This is a genomic window from Paraconexibacter antarcticus, from assembly GCF_024220175.1.
Classification (GTDB): Bacteria; Actinomycetota; Thermoleophilia; order Solirubrobacterales; family Solirubrobacteraceae; genus Paraconexibacter; species Paraconexibacter antarcticus.
Genome location: NZ_CP098502.1, coordinates 3906047 through 3928595, shown reverse-complemented (window position 1 = coordinate 3928595; position 22549 = coordinate 3906047). Strand labels below are relative to the sequence as shown.

21 protein-coding genes and 1 tRNA gene are annotated in these 22549 nt (G+C 73.6%); 19 read left to right on the top strand and 3 right to left on the bottom strand.

Going from position 1 to position 22549, the window contains the following annotated elements; translation table 11 throughout:
- Positions 1-78: 78 nt before the first annotated feature.
- Positions 79-2286 carry an MMPL family transporter gene (locus NBH00_RS19175; protein WP_254570184.1) on the top strand — a complete coding sequence of 736 codons (2208 nt, stop codon included), beginning with the start codon at positions 79-81 and terminating at the stop codon, positions 2284-2286.
- 81 nt (positions 2287-2367) lie between these two features.
- Here NBH00_RS19175 and NBH00_RS19170 read toward each other — a convergent pair whose 3' ends face one another.
- Positions 2368-3741, bottom strand: coding sequence for a glycine--tRNA ligase (locus NBH00_RS19170; protein WP_254570183.1), 1374 nt, complete (start codon positions 3739-3741; stop codon positions 2368-2370).
- Positions 3742-3865: 124 nt separating this feature from the next.
- Between NBH00_RS19170 and NBH00_RS19165 the strand changes: the two genes are divergently transcribed.
- Positions 3866-4282, top strand: coding sequence for an FmdB family zinc ribbon protein (locus NBH00_RS19165; protein ID WP_254570182.1), 417 nt, complete (start codon positions 3866-3868; stop codon positions 4280-4282).
- Between the two features lie 77 nt (positions 4283-4359).
- Here the strand turns inward: NBH00_RS19165 and NBH00_RS19160 are convergent, their stop codons facing one another.
- Positions 4360-5655 (bottom strand): LCP family protein, encoded by a 1296-nt coding sequence (locus NBH00_RS19160; protein WP_254570181.1) that lies wholly within the window; start codon positions 5653-5655, stop codon positions 4360-4362.
- Between the two features lie 56 nt (positions 5656-5711).
- Here NBH00_RS19160 and NBH00_RS19155 point away from each other — a divergent pair, with 56 nt between their 5' ends.
- From NBH00_RS19155 to NBH00_RS19100, 12 genes are all read left to right on the top strand, one after another.
- Positions 5712-6671 carry an ROK family protein gene (locus NBH00_RS19155; RefSeq protein WP_254570180.1) on the top strand — a complete coding sequence of 320 codons (960 nt, stop codon included), beginning with the start codon at positions 5712-5714 and terminating at the stop codon, positions 6669-6671.
- On the top strand, positions 6668-7495 hold the full coding sequence (gene rsmI / locus NBH00_RS19150) for a 16S rRNA (cytidine(1402)-2'-O)-methyltransferase (protein WP_254570179.1): 828 nt from the start codon (positions 6668-6670) through the stop codon (positions 7493-7495). Before NBH00_RS19155 ends, rsmI begins: the two co-directional genes overlap by 4 nt.
- 83 nt (positions 7496-7578) lie before the next feature.
- On the top strand, positions 7579-9096 hold the full coding sequence (gene metG, locus NBH00_RS19145; RefSeq protein WP_254570178.1) for a methionine--tRNA ligase: 1518 nt from the start codon (positions 7579-7581) through the stop codon (positions 9094-9096).
- Positions 9097-9120: 24 nt separating this feature from the next.
- Entirely contained in the window at positions 9121-9870 is a 750-nt protein-coding gene (locus NBH00_RS19140; RefSeq protein ID WP_254570177.1) for a TatD family hydrolase, read from the top strand.
- A gap of 78 nt (positions 9871-9948) precedes the next feature.
- Positions 9949-10794 carry a 16S rRNA (adenine(1518)-N(6)/adenine(1519)-N(6))-dimethyltransferase RsmA gene (gene rsmA, locus NBH00_RS19135; protein ID WP_254570176.1) on the top strand — a complete coding sequence of 282 codons (846 nt, stop codon included), beginning with the start codon at positions 9949-9951 and terminating at the stop codon, positions 10792-10794.
- Positions 10791-11678 (top strand): 4-(cytidine 5'-diphospho)-2-C-methyl-D-erythritol kinase, encoded by an 888-nt coding sequence (locus NBH00_RS19130; RefSeq protein ID WP_254570175.1) that lies wholly within the window; start codon positions 10791-10793, stop codon positions 11676-11678. The genes rsmA and NBH00_RS19130 overlap by 4 nt, the downstream gene beginning before the upstream one ends.
- Positions 11675-13186: a bifunctional DedA family/phosphatase PAP2 family protein gene (locus tag NBH00_RS19125; RefSeq protein WP_254570174.1), complete on the top strand. Its 1512-nt coding sequence runs from the start codon at positions 11675-11677 to the stop codon at positions 13184-13186. Before NBH00_RS19130 ends, NBH00_RS19125 begins: the two co-directional genes overlap by 4 nt.
- Complete coding sequence (locus NBH00_RS19120; protein ID WP_254570173.1) at positions 13183-13407, top strand: hypothetical protein; 225 nt, start codon at positions 13183-13185, stop codon at positions 13405-13407. The genes NBH00_RS19125 and NBH00_RS19120 overlap by 4 nt, the downstream gene beginning before the upstream one ends.
- Positions 13408-13472: 65 nt before the next feature.
- Positions 13473-14708: a PucR family transcriptional regulator gene (locus NBH00_RS19115; protein ID WP_254570172.1), complete on the top strand. Its 1236-nt coding sequence runs from the start codon at positions 13473-13475 to the stop codon at positions 14706-14708.
- Positions 14709-14779: 71 nt separating this feature from the next.
- Positions 14780-15574 (top strand): MTAP family purine nucleoside phosphorylase, encoded by a 795-nt coding sequence (locus tag NBH00_RS19110; protein ID WP_254570171.1) that lies wholly within the window; start codon positions 14780-14782, stop codon positions 15572-15574.
- Complete coding sequence (locus tag NBH00_RS19105) at positions 15565-16167, top strand: hypothetical protein (RefSeq protein ID WP_254570170.1); 603 nt, start codon at positions 15565-15567, stop codon at positions 16165-16167. The genes NBH00_RS19110 and NBH00_RS19105 overlap by 10 nt, the downstream gene beginning before the upstream one ends.
- 92 nt (positions 16168-16259) lie before the next feature.
- Complete coding sequence (locus tag NBH00_RS19100; RefSeq protein ID WP_254570169.1) at positions 16260-17447, top strand: EAL domain-containing protein; 1188 nt, start codon at positions 16260-16262, stop codon at positions 17445-17447.
- A 68-nt stretch (positions 17448-17515) separates the two neighbouring features.
- Here NBH00_RS19100 and NBH00_RS19095 read toward each other — a convergent pair whose 3' ends face one another.
- Positions 17516-17689 carry a DUF1059 domain-containing protein gene (locus NBH00_RS19095; RefSeq protein WP_254570168.1) on the bottom strand — a complete coding sequence of 58 codons (174 nt, stop codon included), beginning with the start codon at positions 17687-17689 and terminating at the stop codon, positions 17516-17518.
- Between the two features lie 103 nt (positions 17690-17792).
- On the opposite strand from NBH00_RS19095, the gene NBH00_RS19090 reads away from it, so the two are divergent.
- From NBH00_RS19090 to NBH00_RS19070, 5 genes are all read left to right on the top strand, one after another.
- Positions 17793-17863: transfer RNA gene (locus NBH00_RS19090), tRNA-Gln, on the top strand.
- Positions 17864-17931: 68 nt separating this feature from the next.
- Entirely contained in the window at positions 17932-18681 is a 750-nt protein-coding gene (locus NBH00_RS19085) for an HNH endonuclease signature motif containing protein (protein WP_254570167.1), read from the top strand.
- 10 nt (positions 18682-18691) lie between these two features.
- Positions 18692-20086: a bifunctional UDP-N-acetylglucosamine diphosphorylase/glucosamine-1-phosphate N-acetyltransferase GlmU gene (glmU, locus tag NBH00_RS19080; RefSeq protein ID WP_254570166.1), complete on the top strand. Its 1395-nt coding sequence runs from the start codon at positions 18692-18694 to the stop codon at positions 20084-20086.
- A gap of 144 nt (positions 20087-20230) precedes the next feature.
- Positions 20231-21187 (top strand): ribose-phosphate diphosphokinase, encoded by a 957-nt coding sequence (locus NBH00_RS19075; protein ID WP_254570165.1) that lies wholly within the window; start codon positions 20231-20233, stop codon positions 21185-21187.
- A gap of 121 nt (positions 21188-21308) precedes the next feature.
- Entirely contained in the window at positions 21309-22544 is a 1236-nt protein-coding gene (locus NBH00_RS19070; protein ID WP_254570164.1) for an NADH:flavin oxidoreductase/NADH oxidase family protein, read from the top strand.
- Positions 22545-22549 lie beyond the last annotated feature (5 nt).

Here is a 22549-nt window from a genome sequence, read left to right as displayed (position 1 = left end):
AGCGCACACTTCGCCGATCGCCCGCCCGTCACCCTGAGTTGGCCAGCCAGCCAGCCAGTTTTGGGAGAGGGGACGGAATTGCAGGCCATCATGCTCAGGCTCGACGGGGTCCTCCGTCGTCGCCGTCACGTCGTCCTCGCGCTCTGGATCGTCGCGCTCGTCGCCGCCGTGCCCCTCGCCGCGCAGCAGTCCAAGCACCTCACCGGGGGCGGCTTCACCGTCCCGGGCTCGCAGTCCGCCGCGGTGAGCGCCCGCCTCGACCACGAGTTCCCGGCCGCGGTGCGCCGCTCCACGCTCGCCGGCGTCGTCGTGCCCGGGCCGGGAGCGACGCCCGCCGAGGTCCGCGCCGCCGTCGCCGAGCTCGGCCGCGGCGCCCGCGCCGTCAGCCCCCGCGCCCGCCTCGTCCCGGCCGCCCGCCACGCCGCGCTGCGGGCCGTCGCGGCCCACCCGGAGCGTCCGCTCGTCGTCCCGCTCCGCATCGACGCCGACGACAACGCGACCGCCGACATCGCGGCGGATCTCCGCAAGGAGCTCGCCCTCTCAACGCGCGCGCAGACGCCGGTCGGCCTCCACCTCGTCGGCCAGGCCGCGCTCTACGCCGGCCTGCAGGACCTCTCCAAGGACGACCTCTCGACCGCCGAGCGGACGGGCTTCCCGATCGTCCTGCTCATCCTCCTCGCCGTGTTCGGCTCGCTCGCCGCGGCGACGCTCCCCCTCGCGCTCGGCGCGGGCTCCGTCCTCGTCACCGGCGCCCTCATCGCGGTGATCTCACGGACGATGGAGATGTCGGTCTTCGTGACGAACATGGCGTCGATGATCGGGATCGGCGTCGCCGTCGACTACTCGCTCTTCGTGCTCGCGCGCTACCGCGAGGAGATCCACGCCGGCCGGGAGCCCGACGAGGCGCGCGCCGTCGCGCTCGCGACCTCGGGCGTCGCCGTCCTCTTCAGCGGCGCGACGGTCATCGTGTCGCTCGCCGGCCTCTACATGGTGCACACGACCGCGATCCGCTCGATGGCGCTCGGCGCGATCCTCGTCGTCGCGGTGTCGATGCTCGCCTCGGCGACGCTCCTGCCCGTCCTCATCCGCCTGCTCGGGCATCGTGCCTACGCGCGCGGGCGCGTCTTCCAGACGCTCCAGCTCGCGGTCCGGTCGCGGGCGCCGCGCCGTCGCGGGTCCACCCACCCGGACGCGCCGCCCGCCGTCCCGTTCTGGGAGCGCTGGACCGCCGCGGTCATGCGCCGTCCCAGGACGGCGCTGCTCGGCGCCGCGCTCGTGCTCGTGACGCTCGCCGTCCCCGCGCTCTCCCTGCAGACGGGCAACGGCGCGCTGCGCCAGTTCCCGAAGGGCTACGAGACGCGCGTCGGCTTCGAGGCCGCGGCGTCGCTCGCGGGCCCCGGCGCCTTCGCCCCGATCAAGGTCACCGCGCCCGCGCGCGAGGCCGCTGCCGCCGTCATGACGCTGCAGGCCGACGGCGGCGTCGCGTCGGTCACCCCGGCGGTGCCCTCGCTCGACGGGCGCAGCGTCCTGCTCACCGCCTTCCCGCAGCAGGACGGCGAGTCGACCGCGACGAAGGATCTCGTGGCCCGCCTGCGCGACGCGCTCCCGCCGGGCGCCCAGGTCGGCGGGAACACCGGCCTGCTCCTCGACTTCCAGCACACCGTCGCCGGCTCGATGTGGAAGATCGTCCTCTTCGTCCTGCTCCTGAGCTACGTCGTGCTCATGGTGCTGCTGCGCTCGGTGCTGCTGCCGCTGAAGGCCATCGTCCTCAACCTCCTCAGCGTCGGCACCGCCTACGGGGTGCTCGTCATCGTCTTCCAGTGGGGCTGGGTCGACGCCGTGCTCGGCACCGACCTGAAGACCGGCACGATCGACACGATCACGCCGCCGCTCGTCCTCGCCGTCGTCTTCGGGCTCTCGATGGACTACGAGATCTTCCTGCTCAGCCGCATCCGCGAGCGCTACACGGCGACCGGGGACACGCGCCTCGCCGTCGCGCAGGGGCTCGCGTCGAGCGCCCGGACGATCACGAGCGCGGCGCTCATCATGGTCGCCGTCTTCGCGGTGTTCGTCGGGACCGGCGTCCCCTCGATCAAGCAGCTCGGGGTCGGCAACGCCGTGGCGATCGGCGTCGACGCGACGCTCGTCCGGCTCATCCTCGTCCCGGCGATCATGGAGCTGCTCGGGCCGTGGAGCTGGTGGATGCCGAAGATCCTCGGCCGCCTGGTGCCGCACACCTCGCTCGAGGAGCTCGAGCCGGGCGCGCTGGTGCCGCACCCGACCTGAGACGAGGAGCCGGCGCGTCCGGCGTGCGGCCCGGTGGGATATATGTCCCCACGAGACCGCACGCCGCCGGTGTGGGGGCGCTCAGGCGGCGAGCTTCGGCGAGCTCCACGGCGCGGCGAGCTTGCCGGCGAGGAGCGCGGGGAGGGCGTCGATCGCGACGCGCTCCTGGGTCATCGAGTCGCGGTCGCGCAGCGTGACCGTGCGCTCGGTGAGCGTCTCGTGGTCGACGGTGACGCACCACGGCGTGCCGATCTCGTCCTGGCGGCGGTAGCGCTTGCCGATCGCGCCGCCCTCGTCGTACTCGGTCTGCATGAGCCCGCGGAGGGCCTGCACGATCTCCTTGGCGACCTCGGGCTGGCCGTCCTTCTTCACGAGCGGGAGGACGGCGACCTTCACGGGCGCGAGGCGCGGGTGGAGCTTGAGGACGGTGCGCAGCTCGCCGTCGACCTGCTCCTCGTCGTAGGCGTCCACGAGGAAGGCGAGCGTCGCGCGGTCCGCGCCGGCGGCCGGCTCGATGACGTGGGGGACGTACCGCTCGCCGCTGCCCGGGTCGAAGTACTCGAGCTTCGTGCGCGACTCGGCCGCGTGGGCGGAGAGGTCGAAGTCGCCGCGGTTGGCGATGCCCTCGAGCTCGGACCAGCCGATGGGGAAGAGGTACTCCACGTCGGCCGTCCCGCTCGAGTAGTGGGAGAGCTCGTCCGCGTCGTGCTCGCGCAGGCGCAGGCCGGCCGGCCGGATGCCGAGGCGCGTGTACCAGTCGAAGCGCTCCTGCTTCCACGTCTCGTACCAGTGCGGCGCCTCGCTCGGCGGGACGAAGAACTCCATCTCCATCTGCTCGAACTCGCGCGTGCGGAAGATGAAGTTGCCGGGCGTGATCTCGTTGCGGAACGACTTGCCGACCTGCGCGATGCCGAACGGCGGCTTCTTGCGCGCGAACGACATGACGTTCTTGAAGTTGATGAAGATGCCCTGCGCGGTCTCCGGGCGCAGGTAGGCGACGGACGAGGTCGACTCGACGGGGCCGACGTTCGTCTTGAACATGAGGTTGAAGTCGCGCGCCTCGGTGAGGTCGCAGTCCGGGCCCTCGCCGGGGAGCTTCGACGGCTTCTTCGGGCAGACGATGCCCGGCTGGCGCTCGGCGATGTGGTCCGCGCGGAAGCGCGCCTTGCACGTGCGGCAGTCGACCATCGGGTCGGTGAAGCCGGCGAGGTGGCCGGAGGCCTTCCACACGTCGGGGTGCTGGAGGATCGCGGAGTCGAGGGCGACGATGTCGTCGCGCTCCTGGAGCATCGCGCGCCACCACTCGTTCTTGACGTTCGTCTTCAGGAGCACGCCGTAGTGCCCGTAGTCGTACGTCGAGCCCAGGCCGCCGTAGATCTCGCTGCTCGCGAAGATGAAGCCGCGGCGCTTGCACAGCGCCACGATCTTGTCCATGGTCACGACGTCCGCTGACATGGGCGGGACGATAGTCGGGCCCGGGCGAGCGGTGCGGACCGACCGCGGACTGTCCCGGCGGACAGGAATATTGGCACTCTCCCCTTGAGAGTGCCAGCCGGTCCATGGCATACTGGTGGGCGAGATGCCGATCTACGAGTACCGCCGACCCGATGGCACGACGTTTGACGTCATGCAGAAGTTCTCCGACGATCCGCTGACGGTGGATCCCGACACCGGGGTCCCGGTCACGAAGGTCCTCCACGCGCCCGCGATCCACTTCAAGGGCTCGGGCTTCCACAACACGGACTACGGCACGAAGAAGCGCAACCGCGAGCTCGAGAAGTCCGCCTCCGACGGCGCCGACAAGCACGACGCGAAGATGGCCGACAAGCAGGCCGAGAAGACGAAGGCCGAGTCGAGCTCCTCGTCGTCCTCCGACAGTTCGTCGTCCGCCTCGTCCTCGTCGTCCTCCTCGTCGGGCAGCGACGGGGGCTCCTCGAGTTCGTCGTCCTCCAAGCCCGACAAGCCGAAGGCCGAGAAGAAGTCCAAGGCCGCCTGACGGTCGGTGGGTGGAGGATCGCGGTTGCCAGGCAACCGCGATCCTCCACCCACGCGTGCGCCCCGGTTCCCGCCCGCTCAGCCCCCGAGGAACCGCCGCACCGCGGCGCGCCGGCTCGCGTCGCTCACGGTCTGGCCCGAGGACCCGTCCGGCAGGGTCACCGGCGAGACCTTGAGCACCCGCGGCGTGGCGTTGCCGGACGAGGCGATCGCGCCGAAGACGCCGAGCAGGGTCGGGGCGCTCATGTCGGACTTGATGGCCTTCGGGGCGTTCCAGCCGATGAACGGCCCGTGGAGGAAGCCGCTGATGCTCACGATGCGGCTCTTCATCGCGGAGAGGAGCTTCTGCTGGCGGCGGGCGCGCGTGAAGTCGTTCTCGCGCGGGTTGCAGAGGTTGTGGCGGGTGCGCGCGAGCGCGAGGGCCTGCTTGCCGTCGATGCGCGTCGTGCCCTTCTTCAGGCGCAGGGTCTGCCCGCCGTTCCTGAAGCCGCCGTTGATGCGGGAGACGACGCAGCCACCGGTGTAGTCCACGCCGCCCATCGCGTCGATGAGGTCGGGGAAGTTGTTGAAGTTCACCTCGATGAGGTGGTTGACGTCGATGCCGAGGAACTGCTCGACGGTCTTCACCGCGAGCGTCGCCCCGCCGTAGGCGTAGGCGGCGTTGATCTTCGTGCGGCCGTGCCCCGGGATGTCGACGACGGTGTCGCGCGGGATCGACAGGCGGGCGTTGTGGCCGCCGCCGACGCGCAGGAGCATCATCGTGTCCGAGCGGCTCGGGCCCGAGGACGACGCGCCGGGCTCCCTGCTGTTCTTCGGGCGCGCGTCGGAGCCGAGGACGAGGATGTTCGTCGCGGCGAAGGGCGGGTAGCCGCCACCGCCGAGGACGTTCCCGCCGTCGCCGGACTGGTGGATCGTCGCCGAGACGAGGAACGCGAGCAGCGAGAGGACGAGCCACGCGACCGCGGCCTTCAGCGCCCACTTCGCGAGCACCCAGGCGGTGATCGTCCCGCCCGCACGGGCGAGGCGCCGCCCCGGCAGGCCCGGGAGGGGAAGCCGCCGGCGCCCGCCGCCGCCGCCCCCGCGCCCGCCGCCGTAGCCGCCGCCCGCCCCGCCGGCGCGGTAGATCGCGCGGCCCTGCTCGTCGCGGACGGGCCGGCCGGGCTCCTCGCGGACCGCGCGGCCCGCGGCGTCGTACGTGCGCCCGTCGGTGCCGCCGCCGCCCGCGGCACGCTCGCGGTCACGGAGCGCCTGGAGCGCCGCGAGGTCGTCGCCCCGGCCGCGCCCGCGACGGGCGAGGAAGCCGGGCGCGCTGCGATGGCGGGTGTAGCGGGGCGGCTCGTCGGAGCCGCCGGGGCGGTTCTGGGGGGCAGGCACTGACCACATGCTGGCGGATGCCCGCCCGCGGAGGCGCCGCCGGTACAGTCCTTGCCATGGGGCCGCCGTGCGTCATCGGCGTCGACCTGGGCGGAACGAAGCTGCTCGCGGGGACCGTCGACCGGGAGCTGAACGTGCACCACCGCGCGCACCGGACCGCGCCCGGTGGCGACCGCGCCGCCGTGCTCGACCGGGTCGTCGACGCCGTCCAGGAGGCCATCGCCGCCGCGCCGGGCGAGGTCCGTGCCGTCGGCTTCGGGATCCCGTCGCTCATCGACCGTGAGCGCGGGATCGCGGTCTCCACCGTCCACCTGCCGATCGCCGACCTGCCCTTCCGGGACATCATGGCCGAGCGTCTCGGGCTGCCAGTCGTCGTCGACAACGACGCGAACGTGGCGATGCTCGCCGAGCACCGCCTCGGGGCTGCGTCCGGCGCGCGGCACGCGGTGCTCCTGACGATCGGCACCGGGATCGGCAGCGGCGTCGTCGTCGACGGGCAGCTCGTCCGCGGCGCGGTCGGCGCGGCGACCGAGCTCGGCCACATGGTCATCGACATGGACGGGCCGCGCTGCCACGGCACCTGCCCGAACCGCGGCTGCCTGGAGGCGCTCGTGTCGGGGACCGCGCTGGGCGAGGCCGGGCTGCGCGTCGCGCGCGAGGACCCCTCCGGCGGGCTCGCAGCCGCCAAGGGGTCCGGCCGGGCGATGACCGGCGCGCTCGTCACCGAGCTCGCGCACGACGGCGACCCCGGCGCGCTCGCCTGCCTCCGGACGGCCGGCCTCGCGCTCGGCGTCGGCCTCGCGAACATCGTGAACATCTTCAACCCCGAGGTCATCGTCATCGGCGGCGGCGTCATCGCGGCCGGCGACCTGCTCCTCGACCCGGCCCGCGAGGAGATGCGCGCCCGCGCCCTCTCGCCCTCGCGCGACATCGTCCGGGTCGTCCCCGCCCGCTTCGGCGCGGAGTCCGGGATGCTCGGCGCGGCGGTCCTCGCCTTCATGGAGCTGCACTCGTGAGCGCCCCCGGCCGCCTCGTCGTCTGCCCGACCCCGATCGGGAACCTCGAGGACGTGACGCTGCGCGTCCTCAGCGCGCTGCGCGACGCCGACGTCATCGCCTGCGAGGACACGCGCCACTCCAAGCGGCTGCTCGACCGCTACGGCGTCACCGCCCCGCTCGTGAGCTACCACGAGCACAACGAGCGCTCCCGGGCGAACGACCTCGTCGCCCGGATGCAGGGCGGTCAGACCGTCGCGCTCGTCAGCGACGCGGGGATGCCGCTCGTCAGCGATCCCGGCGCCGTGCTCGTGAGCGCCTGCGTCGCCGCGGGGCTCGCGGTCGAGGTCCTGCCGGGCCCGTCCGCGGTGCTCGTCGCGCTCGCGGTGAGCGGCCTGCCGTCGGAGGTCTGGCGCTTCGTCGGCTTCCTCCCGCGCAAGGCGGGCGAGCTGCGGACGACCTTCCTCGGCGCCGGCGGCGAGACGCTCGTCGCCTTCGAGTCCCCGCGGCGCATCGGCACGTCGCTCGCGGCGCTGGCGGAGGTCGACCCGGCGCGGCCCGTCGCCGTCTGCCGCGAGCTGACGAAGGTCTACGAGGAGGTCGTCCGGGGGACGGCCGCCGACCTCGCCGCGCGCTACGACGGCGCCGAGGTGAAGGGGGAGATCGTCCTCGTCGTCGGTCCCGCCGTCCCCGCCGGCGGGGACGAGGACCTCGGCCCCGCCCTCGCCGCCCTCCGCGAGCTCGTCGCCGCAGGTGCCAAGCCGCGCCCCGCCGCCAAGGTCGTCGCGTCCCTCACGGGCACCGGCGCCAACGCGCTCTACCGCGCGCTGACCGAGAAGCGCTGAACCGCGAGCGCCCGACCGGGGAGCGGAGGGGCGGTCACCCACCCGGCCCGGCCACGACCCCCTCAGTAACGTAGACCGCACCGATGGGCACCTTCTACGTCACCACCCCGATCTACTACGTCAACGCCGCGCCACACATGGGGCACGCGTACACGACGATCGCGGCCGACGTCATGGCGCGCCACCACCGCCAGCGCGGCGACGAGGTGTTCTTCCTCACCGGCACCGACGAGCACGGCGAGCCCGTCGCGAACGCCGCCGAGGCGCTCGGGATGACGCCGCAGGCGCTCGCCGACCAGAACGCCGAGCGCTTCCGCTCGCTCATGCCGCGCCTGAACGCGTCGAACGACTTCTTCATCCGCACGACCGACGCCGAGCACAAGGCGAAGGTCCAGGAGGTCATGACGCGGGTCAAGGACAACGGCCACGTCTACAAAGGGCACTACGAGGGCATGTACTGCCCCCGCTGCGCCGACTTCAAGTCCGACGCGGAGATCGAGGACGGCGACAGGTGCCCGATCCACCACATCGTGCTGACGGTGGAGAAGGAGGAGAACTGGTTCTTCCGGCTCTCGGCCTTCCAGGAGCGCCTCGAGCAGCTCTACGCCGACAAGCCGGACTGGGTCGGGCCGCGCCACCGCGCGAACGAGGCGCTGAGCTTCATCAAGGGCGGCCTGCAGGACGTCTCCCTCAGCCGGGCGAAGCTCACCTGGGGCGTCGAGGTCCCGTGGGACACCGAGCACGTCTTCTACGTCTGGTTCGACGCCCTCCTGAACTACTACACGGCGCTGAGCTACGCGAGGCCGGGCGAGGACCTCACCTCCACGTTCTGGCCGCCGCAGCAGCAGGTCATCGGCAAGGACATCCTGAAGTTCCACGCCGTCTTCTGGCCCGCGCTGCTCATGGCCGCCGACCTGCCGCTCCCCGAGCGCCTCTACATCCACGGCTACCTGCTGATGGACGGCGACAAGATGAGCAAGTCGCTCGGCAACGTCCTGGACCCGTTCACGATCATCGACCGCTTCGGGACCGACGCGCTGCGCCACTACGTCCTGCGCGACGTGACCTTCGGCCAGGACGGCAACGTCTCGACCGTCGCGTTCGAGGGCCGCTACGAGTCGGAGCTCGCGAACGGGCTCGGCAACCTCGCCAGCCGCTCGATCGCGATGGTGCGCAAGTACCGGGACGGCGCCGTCCCCGCCGTCGAGCCCGAGCTGCAGGAGGACTTCGCCGGCCTCGCCGACGAGGTCGCGGCGCTCGTGGACCGCGCCGAGCTGACCCCGGCGCTCGAGCTCGTGTGGGAGCGCGTGCGGCGGCTGAACCGCTACGTCGAGGAGACGGCGCCGTGGACGCTCGCGAAGGATCCGGCGAGCGCCGAGCGCCTCGACGTCGTGCTGGCGACGCTTGTCGAGGGCGTGCGCGTCGTCGCCGTGCTCCTCGCCCCCGTCCTGCCCGAGACGGTGGACAAGCTCCTCGCCGCGCTCGGCGCGCCGGACATCGCCTACGAGCGCGCGACGCTCACCGCGGGCGCCGTCACGCAGGTGCAGGCGCTCGCGCCGCTCTTCCCGAAGGACTTGCCGGCGCCCGCGCCCGCGGCCTGAACCCGGCCCGCCCACCCGACCGCCGTGATCGACAGCCACACCCACCTGGACGCCTGCGCCGAGCCGAACGACGAGCTCGTCGCGGCCGCGCGTGCCGCGGGCGTCACGCGCATGCTCACCGTCGGCACCGACGAGCGGTCGAACCGCACGGCGCTCGCCGCCGCCGAGGCCTTCCCGGAGGTCTTCGCCGCCGTCGGCCGCCACCCGAACAACGCGCAGGGCTTCGGCGACGCCGAGCTCGCCGACCTGCGGGAGCTCGCGCAGCATCCCCGCTGCCGCGCGATCGGCGAGACCGGCCTCGACGACTTCCGCGACTACTGCCCGCGCCCGGACCAGGAGCACGCCTTCCGCGCGCAGATCGAGCTCGCCCGCGAGGTCGGCAGGCCGCTCGTCATCCACACGCGCGCCGCCGAGGAGGACACGATCGCGATGCTCCGCGAGCACGCCGCGGGCGTCACCGTGATCCTGCACTGCTTCTCGATGCCCGAGCACGTCGACGCGTGCATCGCCGAGGACTGGTGGTTCTCCTTCGCGGGGAACGTCACCTACCCGAAGAACTCAGACCTCGCCCGGGCCGCCGCGCGCGTCCCGGCCGATCGTCTGCTCGTCGAGACCGACGCGCCGTACCTCACGCCGCAGGCGGTCCGCAGGCACCGCAACCAGCCGGCGTTCGTCGCTCACACGGCGGCCTTCGTCGCGCAGCTCCGCGACATGACGACCGACGAGCTCGACACGCTCGTCACCGCGAACGCCGCCGCGCTGTTCGGCTGGTAGCGGGATGCTCGCCCAGGGGCTCACATTCCGGCGGAGCGACTCGCCCAGGGGTTCGCTCTCCGGGCCGGTGACCGGCCGATGACCGCCGACGACGGGCTCCCGACCCAGCCGACCCTCCGCCGGCTGAAGGCCTTCGGGGTCCGCCCGAAGCGCGACCTCGGCCAGAACTTCCTCATCGACTCGAACATCCTCGGCGTCATCGCGCGCGCGGCGGACCTGCAGCCGGACGACGTCGCGCTCGAGATCGGCGGTGGGCTCGGTGTCCTCTCCGAGTACCTCGCGCCGCTCGTCGCGCACACGCACGTCATCGAGGTCGACCGCTCGCTCGAGCCCGCGCTGCGCGACGCGCTCGACCCGTTCGCCGGCCACGCGACGCTGCACTTCGGCGACGCGCTGCAGCTCGACCTGCGGGCACTCGACCCGCTCCCGACGAAGGTCGTCGCGAACCTCCCGTACGGCATCGCCGCCACCGCGATCATCAAGACGATCGACGAGCTGCCCGAGGTGACGACGTGGGTCGCCATGGTGCAGAAGGAGGTGGGGGAGCGGTTCGCCGCCGCGGCCGCGACGCCGGCCTACGGCGTCCCGAGCGTCCTCGCCCAGCTCTCCTGCACCGTGAAGGTCCACCACAAGGTCTCGCGGTCGGTCTTCCACCCGGTGCCGGGCGTCGACAGCGTGCTCGTCGTCCTGCACCGCCGGATGGACGTCGAGCCCGCCGACAAGGCGCTGCGGACGCTCGTCCAGGCCGCGTTCGCGCACCGTCGCAAGGCGCTCGCCGGCTCGCTGAAGCTCCACCCGGCCTACGACGCCGACGTCCGCGAGCGGGCCCGCGCCGCGCTCGTCGCCCTCGGGCATCCCGCCGACGTGCGCGCCGAGCGGCTCACCCCGGAGGACTTCCGCGCGCTCGCGGAGGCCCTGCGGTGACCGCCCCGCCCCGCCCCGCCCTCACGACCCGCGCCCCGGGCAAGATCAACGTCTGCCTCTTCGTCGGAGGGACCGACGGGCGCGACGACGGCCGCCACGAGCTCGTGAGCGTCATGCAGGCGGTCGACCTCTGCGACGAGGTGACGGTCGCGGCGGCGGACGCCGACCGCACGACCCTCGACGGCCCCGCCTTCGCCGGCCCGAACATCGCCGACGCGGCGCTCGCGGCCTTCCGCGCGCGGGCCGGCGTCACGGAGCCCGTCCGGCTGCGCATCGCGAAGGCGATCCCCGTCGCCGCCGGCATGGCGGGCGGGAGCGCCGACGCGGGCGCCGTGCTGCGCCTACTCGACGCCCACTTCGCCACCGCGCTCGGGGACGACGTGCTGCGCGAGCTCGCCGCGGGCCTCGGCGCCGACGTCCCCGCCCAGGTCCGGCCCGGGCGCGTCCTCGCGACCGGCGCCGGCGAGCGCGTTGAGGATCGCGAAAGGGTCCCGGCCTACGGTGTCGTCGTGCTGCCGCACCCCGCCCCGTTGTCCACCCCCGACGTCTACCGCGAGTTCGACCGCCTCGGCCTCGCGCGATCCGCCGCCGCGCTCACCGCGCTCGAGGCGCAGGTCCGCGCGGCCGCCGACCTGCCCGACGTGCTCGTCGTCAACGACCTGCAGCCCGCGGCGATCTCGCTGTGCCCGCCGGTCGCGGCGAACCTCGACCGGCTGCGGGCCGCCGGCGCGGACCTCGTGCTCGTCTCGGGCAGCGGACCCACGACGCTCGGCCTCACGCGCGACCCGGCCGCCGCGGCCGCGGTCGCCGCCGGAGCCGGCCCCGACGCGATCGTCGCCGCCACGGTGACGGACCCCGCGCTCGCCGCCGTCCGCCCGGCATGAGGCCCGTCTGGTTCGTCATCGCCGCGGCGGTCCTCGCGGCGCTGTACCGCAAGCGGGACCACCTCGAGCCGACCGTGCGCGTCGGCGGCCTCGTCGTCGCGGCGGGCTGCCTCGTCTACGGCACCGGCGTCGTCCACCTGCCGAAGATCGACCGGGCACTCGAGGATCTCGGGCAGGCGCTCGGCCCGTGGACGTACGTCCTCGTCGCGGTCATGGCCTTCCTCGAGACCGGCGCGTTCGTCGGGCTGCTCGCCCCGGGGGAGACGGTCATCCTCGTCGGCGGCGTCGTCGCCGGCCAGGGCGAGATCGACATCGTCGCGCTCATCGCGATCATCTGGGCCTGCGCGGTCGCGGGCGACCTGACGAGCTTCTTCATCGGCCGGCGGCTCGGCCGCGACTTCCTCGTCCGTCACGGGCCGAAGGTCCAGATCACCGAGCCGCGGATCGCGTCCACGGAGGCGTTCTTCGAGAAGCACGGCGGCAAGGCGATCTTCCTCGGGCGGTTCGTCGGTCTCATCCGGGCGGTGGCGCCGTTCCTCGCCGGGTCGAGCGGGATGCCGCTGCGCCGCTTCGCGCCGTACGACATCCTCGGCGCGGGCATCTGGGGCAGCACGTTCGCGATCCTCGGCTACGTCTTCTGGCAGTCGCTCGGCCAGGTCCTCGCCGTCGCGAAGCAGGGCTCGCTCGCGCTCGGGGGCGTCATCGTCCTCGGCACGGGCGTCGTCTGGGTCGTGCGCCGCCTGCGCGACGACGAGCGGCGGGAGGAGCTGCGACGGCGGCTCGACGCGCACCCGGTCCTCGGGCCGCTCTCGCGCCGGCTGCAGCGCCCGGCGCGCTTCGCCTGGAACCGGCTGACCCCGGGCGACCTCGGGCTCGAGCTCACGACGCTGCTCGCCGTCGCGGCCGTCGGCGCGTTCGTCTGCGTCGGCTACGCCGTGAGCCTCACGCCGGGCGAGCTGACCGCGGGCGACCGGCGCGGGCTGAGCTGGGCGGACGACATCCGCACCCACGGGCTCGACGAGGCGGCGAAGCTCATCACGCACCTCGGGACGTTCCCCGTCGTCGCGCCGGTCGTCCTCCTCGCCTGCGTCGTCCTCGCGCTCCGCCACAAGGCCGTCGACGCGCTCGCGCTCGCCGCCGGGATGGCGCTCACGTCGCTCGGGCAGCACCAGCTCAAGGCGCTCGAGGGCCGCCCGCGTCCCGCCGGCGGGCTCGTCGAGACGTCCGGCTCCTCGTTCCCGTCCGGGCACGCGGCGAACGCCGTCGCCTGGGTCGCGGTGACCGTCGTGCTGCTCCGCGCGCTTCCCGGGCTCGGGGCGCGCGTCGCCCTCCTCGTCCTCTCGCTCGGGCTCGCCGTCGCGATCGGGCTCACCCGCATCGAGCTGCGCGCCCACTACTTCAGCGACGTCGCCGCGGGGTGGGGACTCGGGGCGGCGATGTTCGCGCTGAGCGCCATGGCAGCGCTCGTCGTCACCTACTTGCGTCACAATCCCGAACCGACCCCATGAGCAACCAGACGATCACCTACGTCGTCGCGGTCACCGCGGCCGTGGCCGGGCTCGCCGCCTACGTCGGCCTCATCCTCGTCCCCGCGTGGCAGTCGTACTCGCGCGCCTGGGAGCGCGCGGCCGCGTCGTTCCTCACGCTGTACGTCCTCGCGGCGTTCGTCGGGCTCGGCGTCGCCGGCGGGGCCGCCATCGTCTGGTTCTGGGACCGCATCAGCGGCTGAACGGGCAGCCCGCCCTCCCCCGCGGCGGATGCGACCGGATCGTCCCGCCTCGTAGACTCCCCGTGATGCCCATACCGGCAGACGGCCCTCCGGCCGGCCTCGATCTCTCGGCGCTGGACGCCATGACGGAAGCGGTCGGATCCGGCGCCGGCCTCCCCGAGATCGTGCGCGCGGCCTCCCGTGCCCTCGAGGCGAGCCTCGTGCTCGTCGACCGCTCCGGCGCGGTGCTGGCCGTCGCAGCGCGGTCGCCGGCCGACGAGCAGAGCCTCACCGCGGACGGCAGCGGCGTCGAGACGGTCGAGCTCCGCGTCGCCGACGAGCTCGTCGGCCTCATGCGGATGCGGACGCGCGGCGAGCCCGGCCTGGCGCTCGTGCGCCTCGTCGCCACCCTCATCGCGTCCGAGGTCGAGCGCGTGCGCGCCCCCGAGCGCGCCTCGCAGGAGGCGGCCGCCGGCTTCCTCCGCGCCGTGTTGGACCGCGAGCTCACGGGCGGGGACGACATCCTCGCCGCCGCCGGCGATCTCGGCGTCGACCTGCTCGCGGGGGCGAGCTTCGTCGTCGCCCGCGTCCACCAGCACCGCGCGTCCGAGGAGGGCTGGCGTCCTCGGATGCTCGCCGCCGCCGAGCGCGGCGCCCGGGCCGTCGTCAGCGGGGCCATCGCGGCGCTCGTCGAGCGGGCCGAGCGCGGGGGCACCGAGGTCACCGTCCTGCTGCCGGGGGTCGACGACGCCCAGGCCAGACGCGCCGCGGAGGGCGTCCTCCACGAGCTCGAGGCGGTGCTGCCGGGCCACTCCTTCGCCGTCGGGCGCAGCCGGGTCGCGGCCGACCCCGCCGACCTCGCGCGCGCGGGGAGCGAGGCGCTGCTCGCCGCGAACGTCGCCGAGGGCGACGCCGAGAACCCGCTCCTCGCGTTCGACGACACGGGCGCCTACCGGCTGCTGCTGCCCGCGATGAGCGAGGACCCGGCCGAGCTGCAGCGCTTCTACGCGGAGACCGTCGAGCCGCTCGTCGCCTACGACGAGCAGTACGAGACCGACCTGACGCAGACGGTCGAGGCGTTCCTCGACGCGGACGGCAACGTCGCCGGGACGGCGGCTCGCCTGTTCACGCACCGCCACACGATCCGCTACCGCCTCGAGCGCGTCCGGGAGCTCACCGGGCTCGACGTCGGGTCCACCGACGGCCGGGAGAAGCTCTCGCTCGGGCTGAAGGCGATGCGCGTCCTGGGCATCGCCCGCCGCGGGGGCCCGGCGAAGGAGCAGGGCTCGACCGGCGGCCGCGTCCCGCGCCGCGGCGCCTGACGGCTCGCGCCGGCGAGCGCGGGGGCGGACGTTCACGGGCGCGAAAGGCCCGGTCACTACGATGGCGCCCCATGCGCATCGGGATCATCACGGGGTCGGGGACGTACGCCCTGCCGGGGTTCGAGGACGCCGCGGCCGACGTCGTCGCGACGCGCTTCGGCGAGGTCCCGGTCACCCGCGGGCGGTTCGGTGGCGCGGAGGTCGTCCACGTCAGCCGCCACCGTGAGGGTCATGTGCTCGTCTCCCATCAGGTGACCCACCAGGCGAACATCAGCGCGTTCGCCGAGGCCGGGGTCGACGCGATCCTCTCGGTGACCGTCTGCGGCGCGTGCGACCCGGAGCTGCCGCTCGGGTCGCTCGTCGTCTTCGACGACCTGCACTTCCTCGTCAACCGGCTGCCGGACGGGTCGATCTGCACGCTCCACACCGAGCCCGGCGCGCCCGGGCGCGGCCACTGGATCTTCGACGACCCGTTCAGCGAGCCGCTGCGTGCGGCGCTGCTGGCCGGCGCGCTCGACATCGGCCATCCGGTGCGCGATGGCGGGTGCTACGGGCACGTCGACGGGCCGCGCTTCAACACGCGGACGGAGATCCGGATGCTGCGGCAGGCGGGCGTGACGTGCGTCTCGCAGACCGCCGGGCCGGAGACCGTGCTCGCGGGCGAGGCGAAGATCCCGTACGCGCTGCTGGGGTACGCGACGGACTACGCGAACGGCGTCAAGCCCGAGGACCCGACCCCGGTGTCCGAGCTCGTGCGGCTCGTCGCCGCGTCGACGGGGACGTTCGCGCAGGCGCTCACCGCGGCCGTCCCGCGGATCGACGCGGCCGCGGTGAGGCCGAACGGGACGGCCTTCGCGTGGGACTGAGGCCGATCGGCGCGGACGGGGTCGGGCCGGTCGCCGTCGTCGTCCTCACCACGCTCGGGGGGCAGGACGCGGAGGACACGCTCGCGGCGCTGCTCGGGCCGGTGGCGGCCGCGGCCCTGCGCCGGGAGCTGCTGCGCGGCGCGCGCCGCTGGGCGGCCGCCGCGGCGACGGCGGACGGGCCGGGGGCCTTCGAGGCGAACAGCGCGGAGGCGGCGCTCGCGGCGCTGCACGGCTACTCGGGAGCGGTCGCGCTCGTCGCGCCCGACGTCCCCGGGCTCGATGCCGCGCTCGCCGACGACCTCCACGGCGACCTCGCCGACGGGGTCGGCCTGACGCTCGCGCCGACGTACGACGCGACCCCGTTCCTCATCGGGATGCCGGCGCTCGACCCGGAGCTCGTGCGCCTCGCGGGGGCGCCGCGGGAGGACTTCTTCACGCTCGTCGCCGGACGCGGCGGGCCGGTCGGCATGCTGCGCTCCGAGCGGCGGCTGACGACCGCGGCGGACGCGCGCGCGGTCGCCGCCGACCCGCGCACCCCGCTGGAGCTCGGCGTCCTGCTCGCCGCGGGGCTCGACGTGCGCGCGCGTCGGTAGGGCTGCGATCCCCACTTCTGGGTATCTAGGTAGAAACCCGTCCGACCGATACCTCTCGTGTCCCTGTCCCCCGCGGAGGAGAAGTCCGCGACATGCCCGACACACTCAGCAGTCCCATCCAGGCGCCCGACGATGCCCGTCGGACGGGCCCGGCCCTCGCGTCGCTCGACCAGGGGTGGGTCGCGGCCCTGCAGCAGATCCTCGCCGAGCCGAAGTGCGTCCGCGTCCACTACCAGCCGATCGTGGACCTGCAGCGCGGGCTCGTGCGCGGGTACGAGGCGCTGGCCCGATTCCCCGAGGCTGCCGGCATCGGCCCGCGGGACTGGTTCGTCGCCGCCGCCCGCCTCGGCTACGCGGGCGCCCTCGAGGCCCAGCTGTTGCAGGCCGCGCTCGTCACCCGGCCGCTGCTCGTCCGCGATCGCTTCATCGCGGTCAACGTCAGCCCGCAGGCCCTGTCGAGCCGCGAGGTCCAGGCCGTCCTCGCCGCCGAGCGCTCGCTCGAGCAGCTCGTCGTCGAGCTCGTCGACCTCGACGACGGCGCCGACCAGGAGCACGTCGCGGAGGTCCTCGCCGGCCTGCGCGGACGGGGCGCGATGGTCGCCGTCGACGACGCCGGCACGGAGTCCCGCAGCCTCGACCGCGTCGCCGCGCTGCGCCCGCACTTCGTGAAGGTCGACGGCGCCGTCATCGCCGGGATCGAGCACGACGAGGCTTGCGCGGAGATCATCCGCACGCTCGGGGCCTTCGCGGCGAAGCTCGACGCCTGGGTCGTCGCCGAGGGCATCGAGACGCCAGAGCAGCTCGACGCGCTCGTCCGCCTCGGCGTCCCGCTCGGGCAGGGCTTCGCGCTCGGCCGGCCGGTCGCCGCGATGGGGGAGCTCGACCGCGAGGTCGCGCGGCGGATGCGCCGGCGCACGCTCAGCGGCGTGAACACCGAGCGCCTCAGCGGCCTGAAGGAGACGGCGCTCGTCGTCCCGGTCCAGGCCGGCCCCGACGCGGTCACGACGGCGTTCGCCGCCGAGCCGCACGCGGAGCACGCCGTCGTTCTCGCGCCCGACGGGCGACCGGTCGGCGTGGTCGACCGCCCCGCCCACGACCGCGGGACCGCGCCCCGGGCGCCCCTGTGCCTCGTGGGCGTCATGCCCGTGACCGACGCGGCCCGCCGCGCGATGGCCCGCCCCCTCGGGACCCGCTTCGACCCGATCGCGATCGTCGATCAGCGCGGGGCGTACCTCGGCGTCGTCCCGATCGCCCGCATCGTCGCGGTCCTCGCGACGTAGCCGGGGCCGCGTGAGGCCGCCCCGGCGCCCGCGCGTCGCGGGCGCGGGCGCGGGGCACGACCCGTCGTTCAGACGGTCACGATCTTCTGCTTGACCTGCTCGACGACCTCGTCCGGGACGGTCTCCATCCCGTGGTCGGCCTTCGCGTGCGCGGCGACCTGGCCGAGGAGCTCGTCCTCCGTCTCCGCCGAGAACGTCGCGGTGCACCCGGGGACGACGGCGCCACAGCTGAACTGCTTCATCGAGTTGCTCCTTGCGTGGGGGTGGGGCGATGCTAGCGAGGGGCGTCCGTTGCGAGTCGGGGTACGCTTCACGGGGGCGCGCGCCGCGCCGGCGCCGCGCCGCTGGGGAGTGATGTAACGGCAGCATGGGAGACTTTGACTCTCTTCGTCCAGGTTCGAACCCTGGCTCCCCAACTGGCAACACTTGAGCTTCGAGTTCGAGGTCGCCAGGTTCCGTCCGGGCCGGATGCGAACATGTGTTCGTGTCGCCGAGATACTCCGAGGACGAGGCCCGGACTGCCGTCGCCGCCTCGCGCAGCTACGCCGAAGCGCTCCGCCGGATGGGGAGATCCTCGACCGGGAACAGCTTCAAGGTCCTCCAGAAGTACGTCGCGATCTGGGGGCTCGACGTCAGCCATTTCGACCCGTACGCGACAATGCGGCGGCGGTCTCGCGCCGGGCGCGTCCCGCTGGCGGAGATCCTGACGACCGGGCGTGCGTTCAGCCGGGGCGCGCTGAAGCGGCGGCTATACGACGAGGGGTACAAGGAGCGGCGCTGCGAGCTCTGCGGTCAGGACGAGAACTGGCGTGGGGCGGAGATGGCGCTGATCCTCGATCACATCAACGGCGTCCCCGACGACAATCGCCTCGAGAACCTGCGGACCGTCTGTCCCAACTGCGCCGCCACGCTCGACACCCACTGCGGGCGCAACGCCCGGGCGCCCGCGCGGCCCTGCCAGGGCTGCGGGGCGCTCATCACGTCACCGGCGACGCAGCGCTACTGCTCGCGCGAGTGTGCCGGGCGCGCTCGGCGTGGGCCTCGCGCACCCCGTCCGGACGCCCGCCGCGTCGAGCGCCCTCCCTACGAGCAGCTTCGCGCCGAGATCAACGCCGAGGGCTGGGCGGCGACGGGCCGGCGGTACGGCGTGTCCGACAACGCCGTCCGGAAGTGGATGCGCATGTACGAGCGCGAGACCGCGCCGGACAGCCTGTCGAAGTCCGGCCCTGCGTAGCATCAGCGCCGTGAGCTTCAGCGCCGTCGTCATGGCCGCCGGGCAGGGCACCCGGATGCGGTCGAAGACCCCGAAGGTCCTGCACGAGATCTGCGGGCGCCCGATGGTGCACTGGCCGGTGCTCGCCGCGCGGACGGCGGGGGCGGCGACGATCGTCGTCGTGGGCTCGCCCGACGGGAGCCTCGAGGCGCACCTGCCGGAGGGCGTCGCGCACGTCGTGCAGCCGATCCAGGACGGCACCGGCGGCGCGGTCGCCGCGGCCACCGGGGCGCTGCCGGACTCCGGACCGGTGGTCATCCTCAGCGGTGACGTGCCGCTCATCACCGCCGAGGCGATCCGGGCGCTCGTCGACGCCCACGCGGCCGGCGGCGCGGCGGCGACGATGGTCACCGCGATCCTCGACGACGCGACCGGCTACGGCCGGGTCGTGCGGGCCGCCGACGGCAGCGTCGAGGCGGTCGTCGAGACGAAGGCCGACGGGGACGCGACCCCCGAGCAGCTGCAGATCCGCGAGGTGAACACCGGCATCTTCTGCTTCGACGCCGCCGCCCTCAGGAGCGTCCTGCCGCGGGTCGGCACCGACAACGCGCAGCACGAGCGGTACCTCCCCGACACGCTGCCGCTGCTGCGCGCCGACGGACTGGCGGTCGCGGCGCACGTCATCGACGACCCGGCGATGACGGCCGGGATCAACGATCGCGTCCAGCTCGCGCAGGTGACGGCCGCGGCCCGCGCGCGGATCCTCGAGGCGCACATGCGCGCGGGCGTCACGGTCATCGACCCGGGGACGACCGACGTCGACGTGACGGTCACGATCGGGCAGGACACGCTCCTCGAGCCGGGGACGGTCCTCCGCGGCGCGACCCACATCGGCGCCGGCTGCCGCGTCGGCCCGCAGGTGACGCTCACCGACTGCACGCTGCGCGACAACGTGACGATCCGCCACGCGTTCGGCGTCGAGGCGACCGCCCACGACGACGTGACGATCGGGCCCTACGCCTACCTGCGCCCGGGCACCGTGCTGCGCGAGCGCGCGAAGGCGGGGACGTTCGTCGAGATCAAGAACTCGGACATCGGCGCGGGCGCCAAGGTCCCGCACCTGTCGTACATCGGGGACGCCGACGTGGGGGAGGGGACGAACCTCGGCGCGGCGACGATCACCGCGAACTACGACGGGCGCCACAAGCACCGCACGACGATCGGCCGGGACGTCCGCTCGGGCGTCGACGTGACCTTCGTGGCTCCCGTCACCGTCGGCGATCGCGCCGTCACCGGGGCCGGCTCGGTCATCACGAAGGACGTCGCCGCGGGAGCCCTCGGCATCGCGAGGGCGCGCCAGACGAACCTCGAGGACTATGCTGACCGGCAGCACGCGCCGGACACCCAGGACGGGAACGGCGCGTGACCCCTCACGCTCACACGTGACACCACGCTCACACGCGACCCACGGGCCCCTTCACCCATGACCTACGCGTCGGACTCTGTCCGTAGTATCTCGCCCGCTGTGCGCGGCGCGACGAGTCTCCCGATCGATTACGACAAGCGGCTGATGCTGTTCTCGGGGCGTGCGAACCCCGAGCTGGCCCGCCGCATCGCGGAGAAGCTCGGCGTGGACCTCGGTCCCGTGACGCTCAAGACCTTCTCCAACGGCGAGGTCTACTGCCGCTACGACGAGTCGATCCGCGGCGCGGACGTCTTCATCATCCAGCCGACGTGCGGCAACCCGGACACGGGCGTCAGCGCGAACGACGCGCTCATGGAGCTCCTGCTCATGATCGACGCGGCCGTCGGCGCCTCCGCCCACCGGGTCATCGCCGTGTGCCCGTGGTTCGGCTACAGCCGCCAGGACAAGAAGTCGGCCCCGCGCGAGCCGATCTCCGCCCGCATGGTCGCCCGCATGCTCGAGGCCGCCGGCGCCGACCGCGTCCTCACGATGGACCTCCACGCCGGCCAGGTCCAGGGCTTCTTCCAGAAGCCGGTGGACCACATGACGGCGATGATGATGCTGACGCAGTACTTCCACGACCTGCAGCTGCAGGACCTCGTCGTCGTCGCGCCGGACGCCGGCCGCGTGAAGCTCAACAAGAAGTTCGCGTCCAAGCTCGGCGCCGAGCTCGCGATCCTCGACAAGGAGCGCCCGGCGCAGCAGGTCGCCGAGATCGGCTACATCATCGGCGACGTGCGGGGCAAGACGGCGCTCATCGTCGACGACATGATCGACACCGCCGGCACGCTGAAGGCCGCCGGGCAGACCGTGAAGGATGAGGGCGCCGCCCGCGTCTTCGCGGCCGCCACCCACCCGGTCCTCTCGGGCAAGGCGTTCGAGAACCTCGCCGCCTCGCCGTTCGAGCAGATCGTCGTCACCGACACGATCCCGCTCCGTCGCGGCGCCCCGGACAACATCCGCGTCCTCAGCTGCGCCGAGCTCCTCACCGACTCGATCCGCCGGATCTTCACCGACGACTCGGTGAGCGAGGTCTTCGGCGGCGAGAATCAGCTGTTCTGACGTGGCGGTGCGGCCCAGGGGGCCGCTGGCGGAATCAGCACGGCCGGGAGTTGGCGCAAGGGGCGATCGCCCGCTTCCCACCGACGGCCGAACGCACGCACACGCACGCTAGGGTTGCCGCATGCAACCGACTGTCGACGAGGCCGTGGACGTCCTCACGCGTCCCCTCGCCCTGCCGTGCGGTGCGGTCCTTCCGGGCCGGATCGCGAAGTCCGCCATGAGCGAGCAGCTCGGCGACCGTGTCAACGCTCCGACCGCCGAGCTCACGCGCCTCTACGCCCGCTGGGGCACGGGCGGCGGCGGACTGCTCATCACCGGCAACGTCATGGTCGACCGCGGACACCTGGGGGAGCCGAAGAACGTCGTCGTCGACGATGACCGCCATCTCGAGCAGCTCCGCGCGTGGGCGCAGGCCGCCCAGGCCGGCGGCACCCCGACGTGGGTCCAGCTGAATCACCCGGGCCGTCAGGCGCTCCGCATCGCCGGCACCCACCCCGTCGCGCCCTCCCCGATCCGCCCGAAGGTGCCCGGCGCGCCGACGCCCAAGGAGCTCACCGGCGACGAGATCCGCGCCGTCGTCGGGCGCTTCGCCGTCGCCGCGGGCGTCGTCCAGGAGGCCGGCTTCCACGGCGTCCAGATCCACGGCGCGCACGGCTACCTCGTGAGCCAGTTCCTCTCGCCCCGCGCCAACGTCCGCACCGACGAGTGGGGCGGCGACGCCGAGCGCCGCATGCGGTTCGTCCTCGAGGTGCTGCGCGCCATCCGCGCGCGCGTCGGCGGCGACTACCCCGTCGGGATCAAGCTGAACTCCGCGGACTTCCAGCGCGGCGGCTTCAGCGAGGAGGAGTCGATGGCCGTCGTCGCCGCCCTCGCCGCCGAGGGCCTCGACCTCCTCGAGGTGAGCGGCGGTACCTACGAGTCGCCCGCGATGGCGACCGGCGACACCCGCGCGGAGTCGACGAAGCAGCGCGAGGCCTACTTCCTCGACTACGCCGAGAAGGTCCGCGGCGTCACGTCGGTGCCGCTCATGGTCACCGGCGGCTTCCGCACACCCGGCGCGATGCGCGAGGCGATCACCTCCGGCGCCACCGACCTCGTCGGGCTCGCCCGGCCGTTCGCGCTCGACGCCGCCGTCCCGACGACGGTGACCGGCGGCGGCGCGGCGCCGGTCATGACCTCCCGGCGCCTGTCGTCGAAGCAGCTCGACGCCGCGCTCGAGCTCTACTTCCACACCCGGCAGATCCAGCGCATCGGCGGGGGCCATGAGCCGCAGGGCTCCGAGCCCCTCCCGGTGACCGCGACGCGCATGCTCCTCGACAACGGCTGGGCCGCCCTTCGCCGCAAGCGCGGCGGGTGACACAC

Bases quoted from the DNA above. Each gene is read 5' to 3' on its own strand.
- NBH00_RS19100 (WP_254570169.1), top strand. From the start codon at position 16,260: ATGCCCGACACACTCAGCAGTCCCATCCAGGCGCCCGACGATGCCCGT.
- rsmA (WP_254570176.1), top strand. From the start codon at position 9,949: ATGACCGCCGACGACGGGCTCCCGACCCAGCCGACCCTCCGCCGGCTG.
- NBH00_RS19095 (WP_254570168.1), bottom strand. From the start codon at position 17,689: ATGAAGCAGTTCAGCTGTGGCGCCGTCGTCCCCGGGTGCACCGCGACG.
- NBH00_RS19115 (WP_254570172.1), top strand. From the start codon at position 13,473: ATGCCCATACCGGCAGACGGCCCTCCGGCCGGCCTCGATCTCTCGGCG.
- metG (WP_254570178.1), top strand. From the start codon at position 7,579: ATGGGCACCTTCTACGTCACCACCCCGATCTACTACGTCAACGCCGCG.
- NBH00_RS19075 (WP_254570165.1), top strand. From the start codon at position 20,231: ATGCTGTTCTCGGGGCGTGCGAACCCCGAGCTGGCCCGCCGCATCGCG.
- NBH00_RS19165 (WP_254570182.1), top strand. From the start codon at position 3,866: ATGCCGATCTACGAGTACCGCCGACCCGATGGCACGACGTTTGACGTC.
- NBH00_RS19120 (WP_254570173.1), top strand. From the start codon at position 13,183: ATGAGCAACCAGACGATCACCTACGTCGTCGCGGTCACCGCGGCCGTG.
- NBH00_RS19170 (WP_254570183.1), bottom strand. From the start codon at position 3,741: ATGTCAGCGGACGTCGTGACCATGGACAAGATCGTGGCGCTGTGCAAG.
- NBH00_RS19125 (WP_254570174.1), top strand. From the start codon at position 11,675: ATGAGGCCCGTCTGGTTCGTCATCGCCGCGGCGGTCCTCGCGGCGCTG.
- NBH00_RS19155 (WP_254570180.1), top strand. From the start codon at position 5,712: ATGGGGCCGCCGTGCGTCATCGGCGTCGACCTGGGCGGAACGAAGCTG.
- NBH00_RS19110 (WP_254570171.1), top strand. From the start codon at position 14,780: ATGCGCATCGGGATCATCACGGGGTCGGGGACGTACGCCCTGCCGGGG.
- NBH00_RS19070 (WP_254570164.1), top strand. From the start codon at position 21,309: ATGCAACCGACTGTCGACGAGGCCGTGGACGTCCTCACGCGTCCCCTC.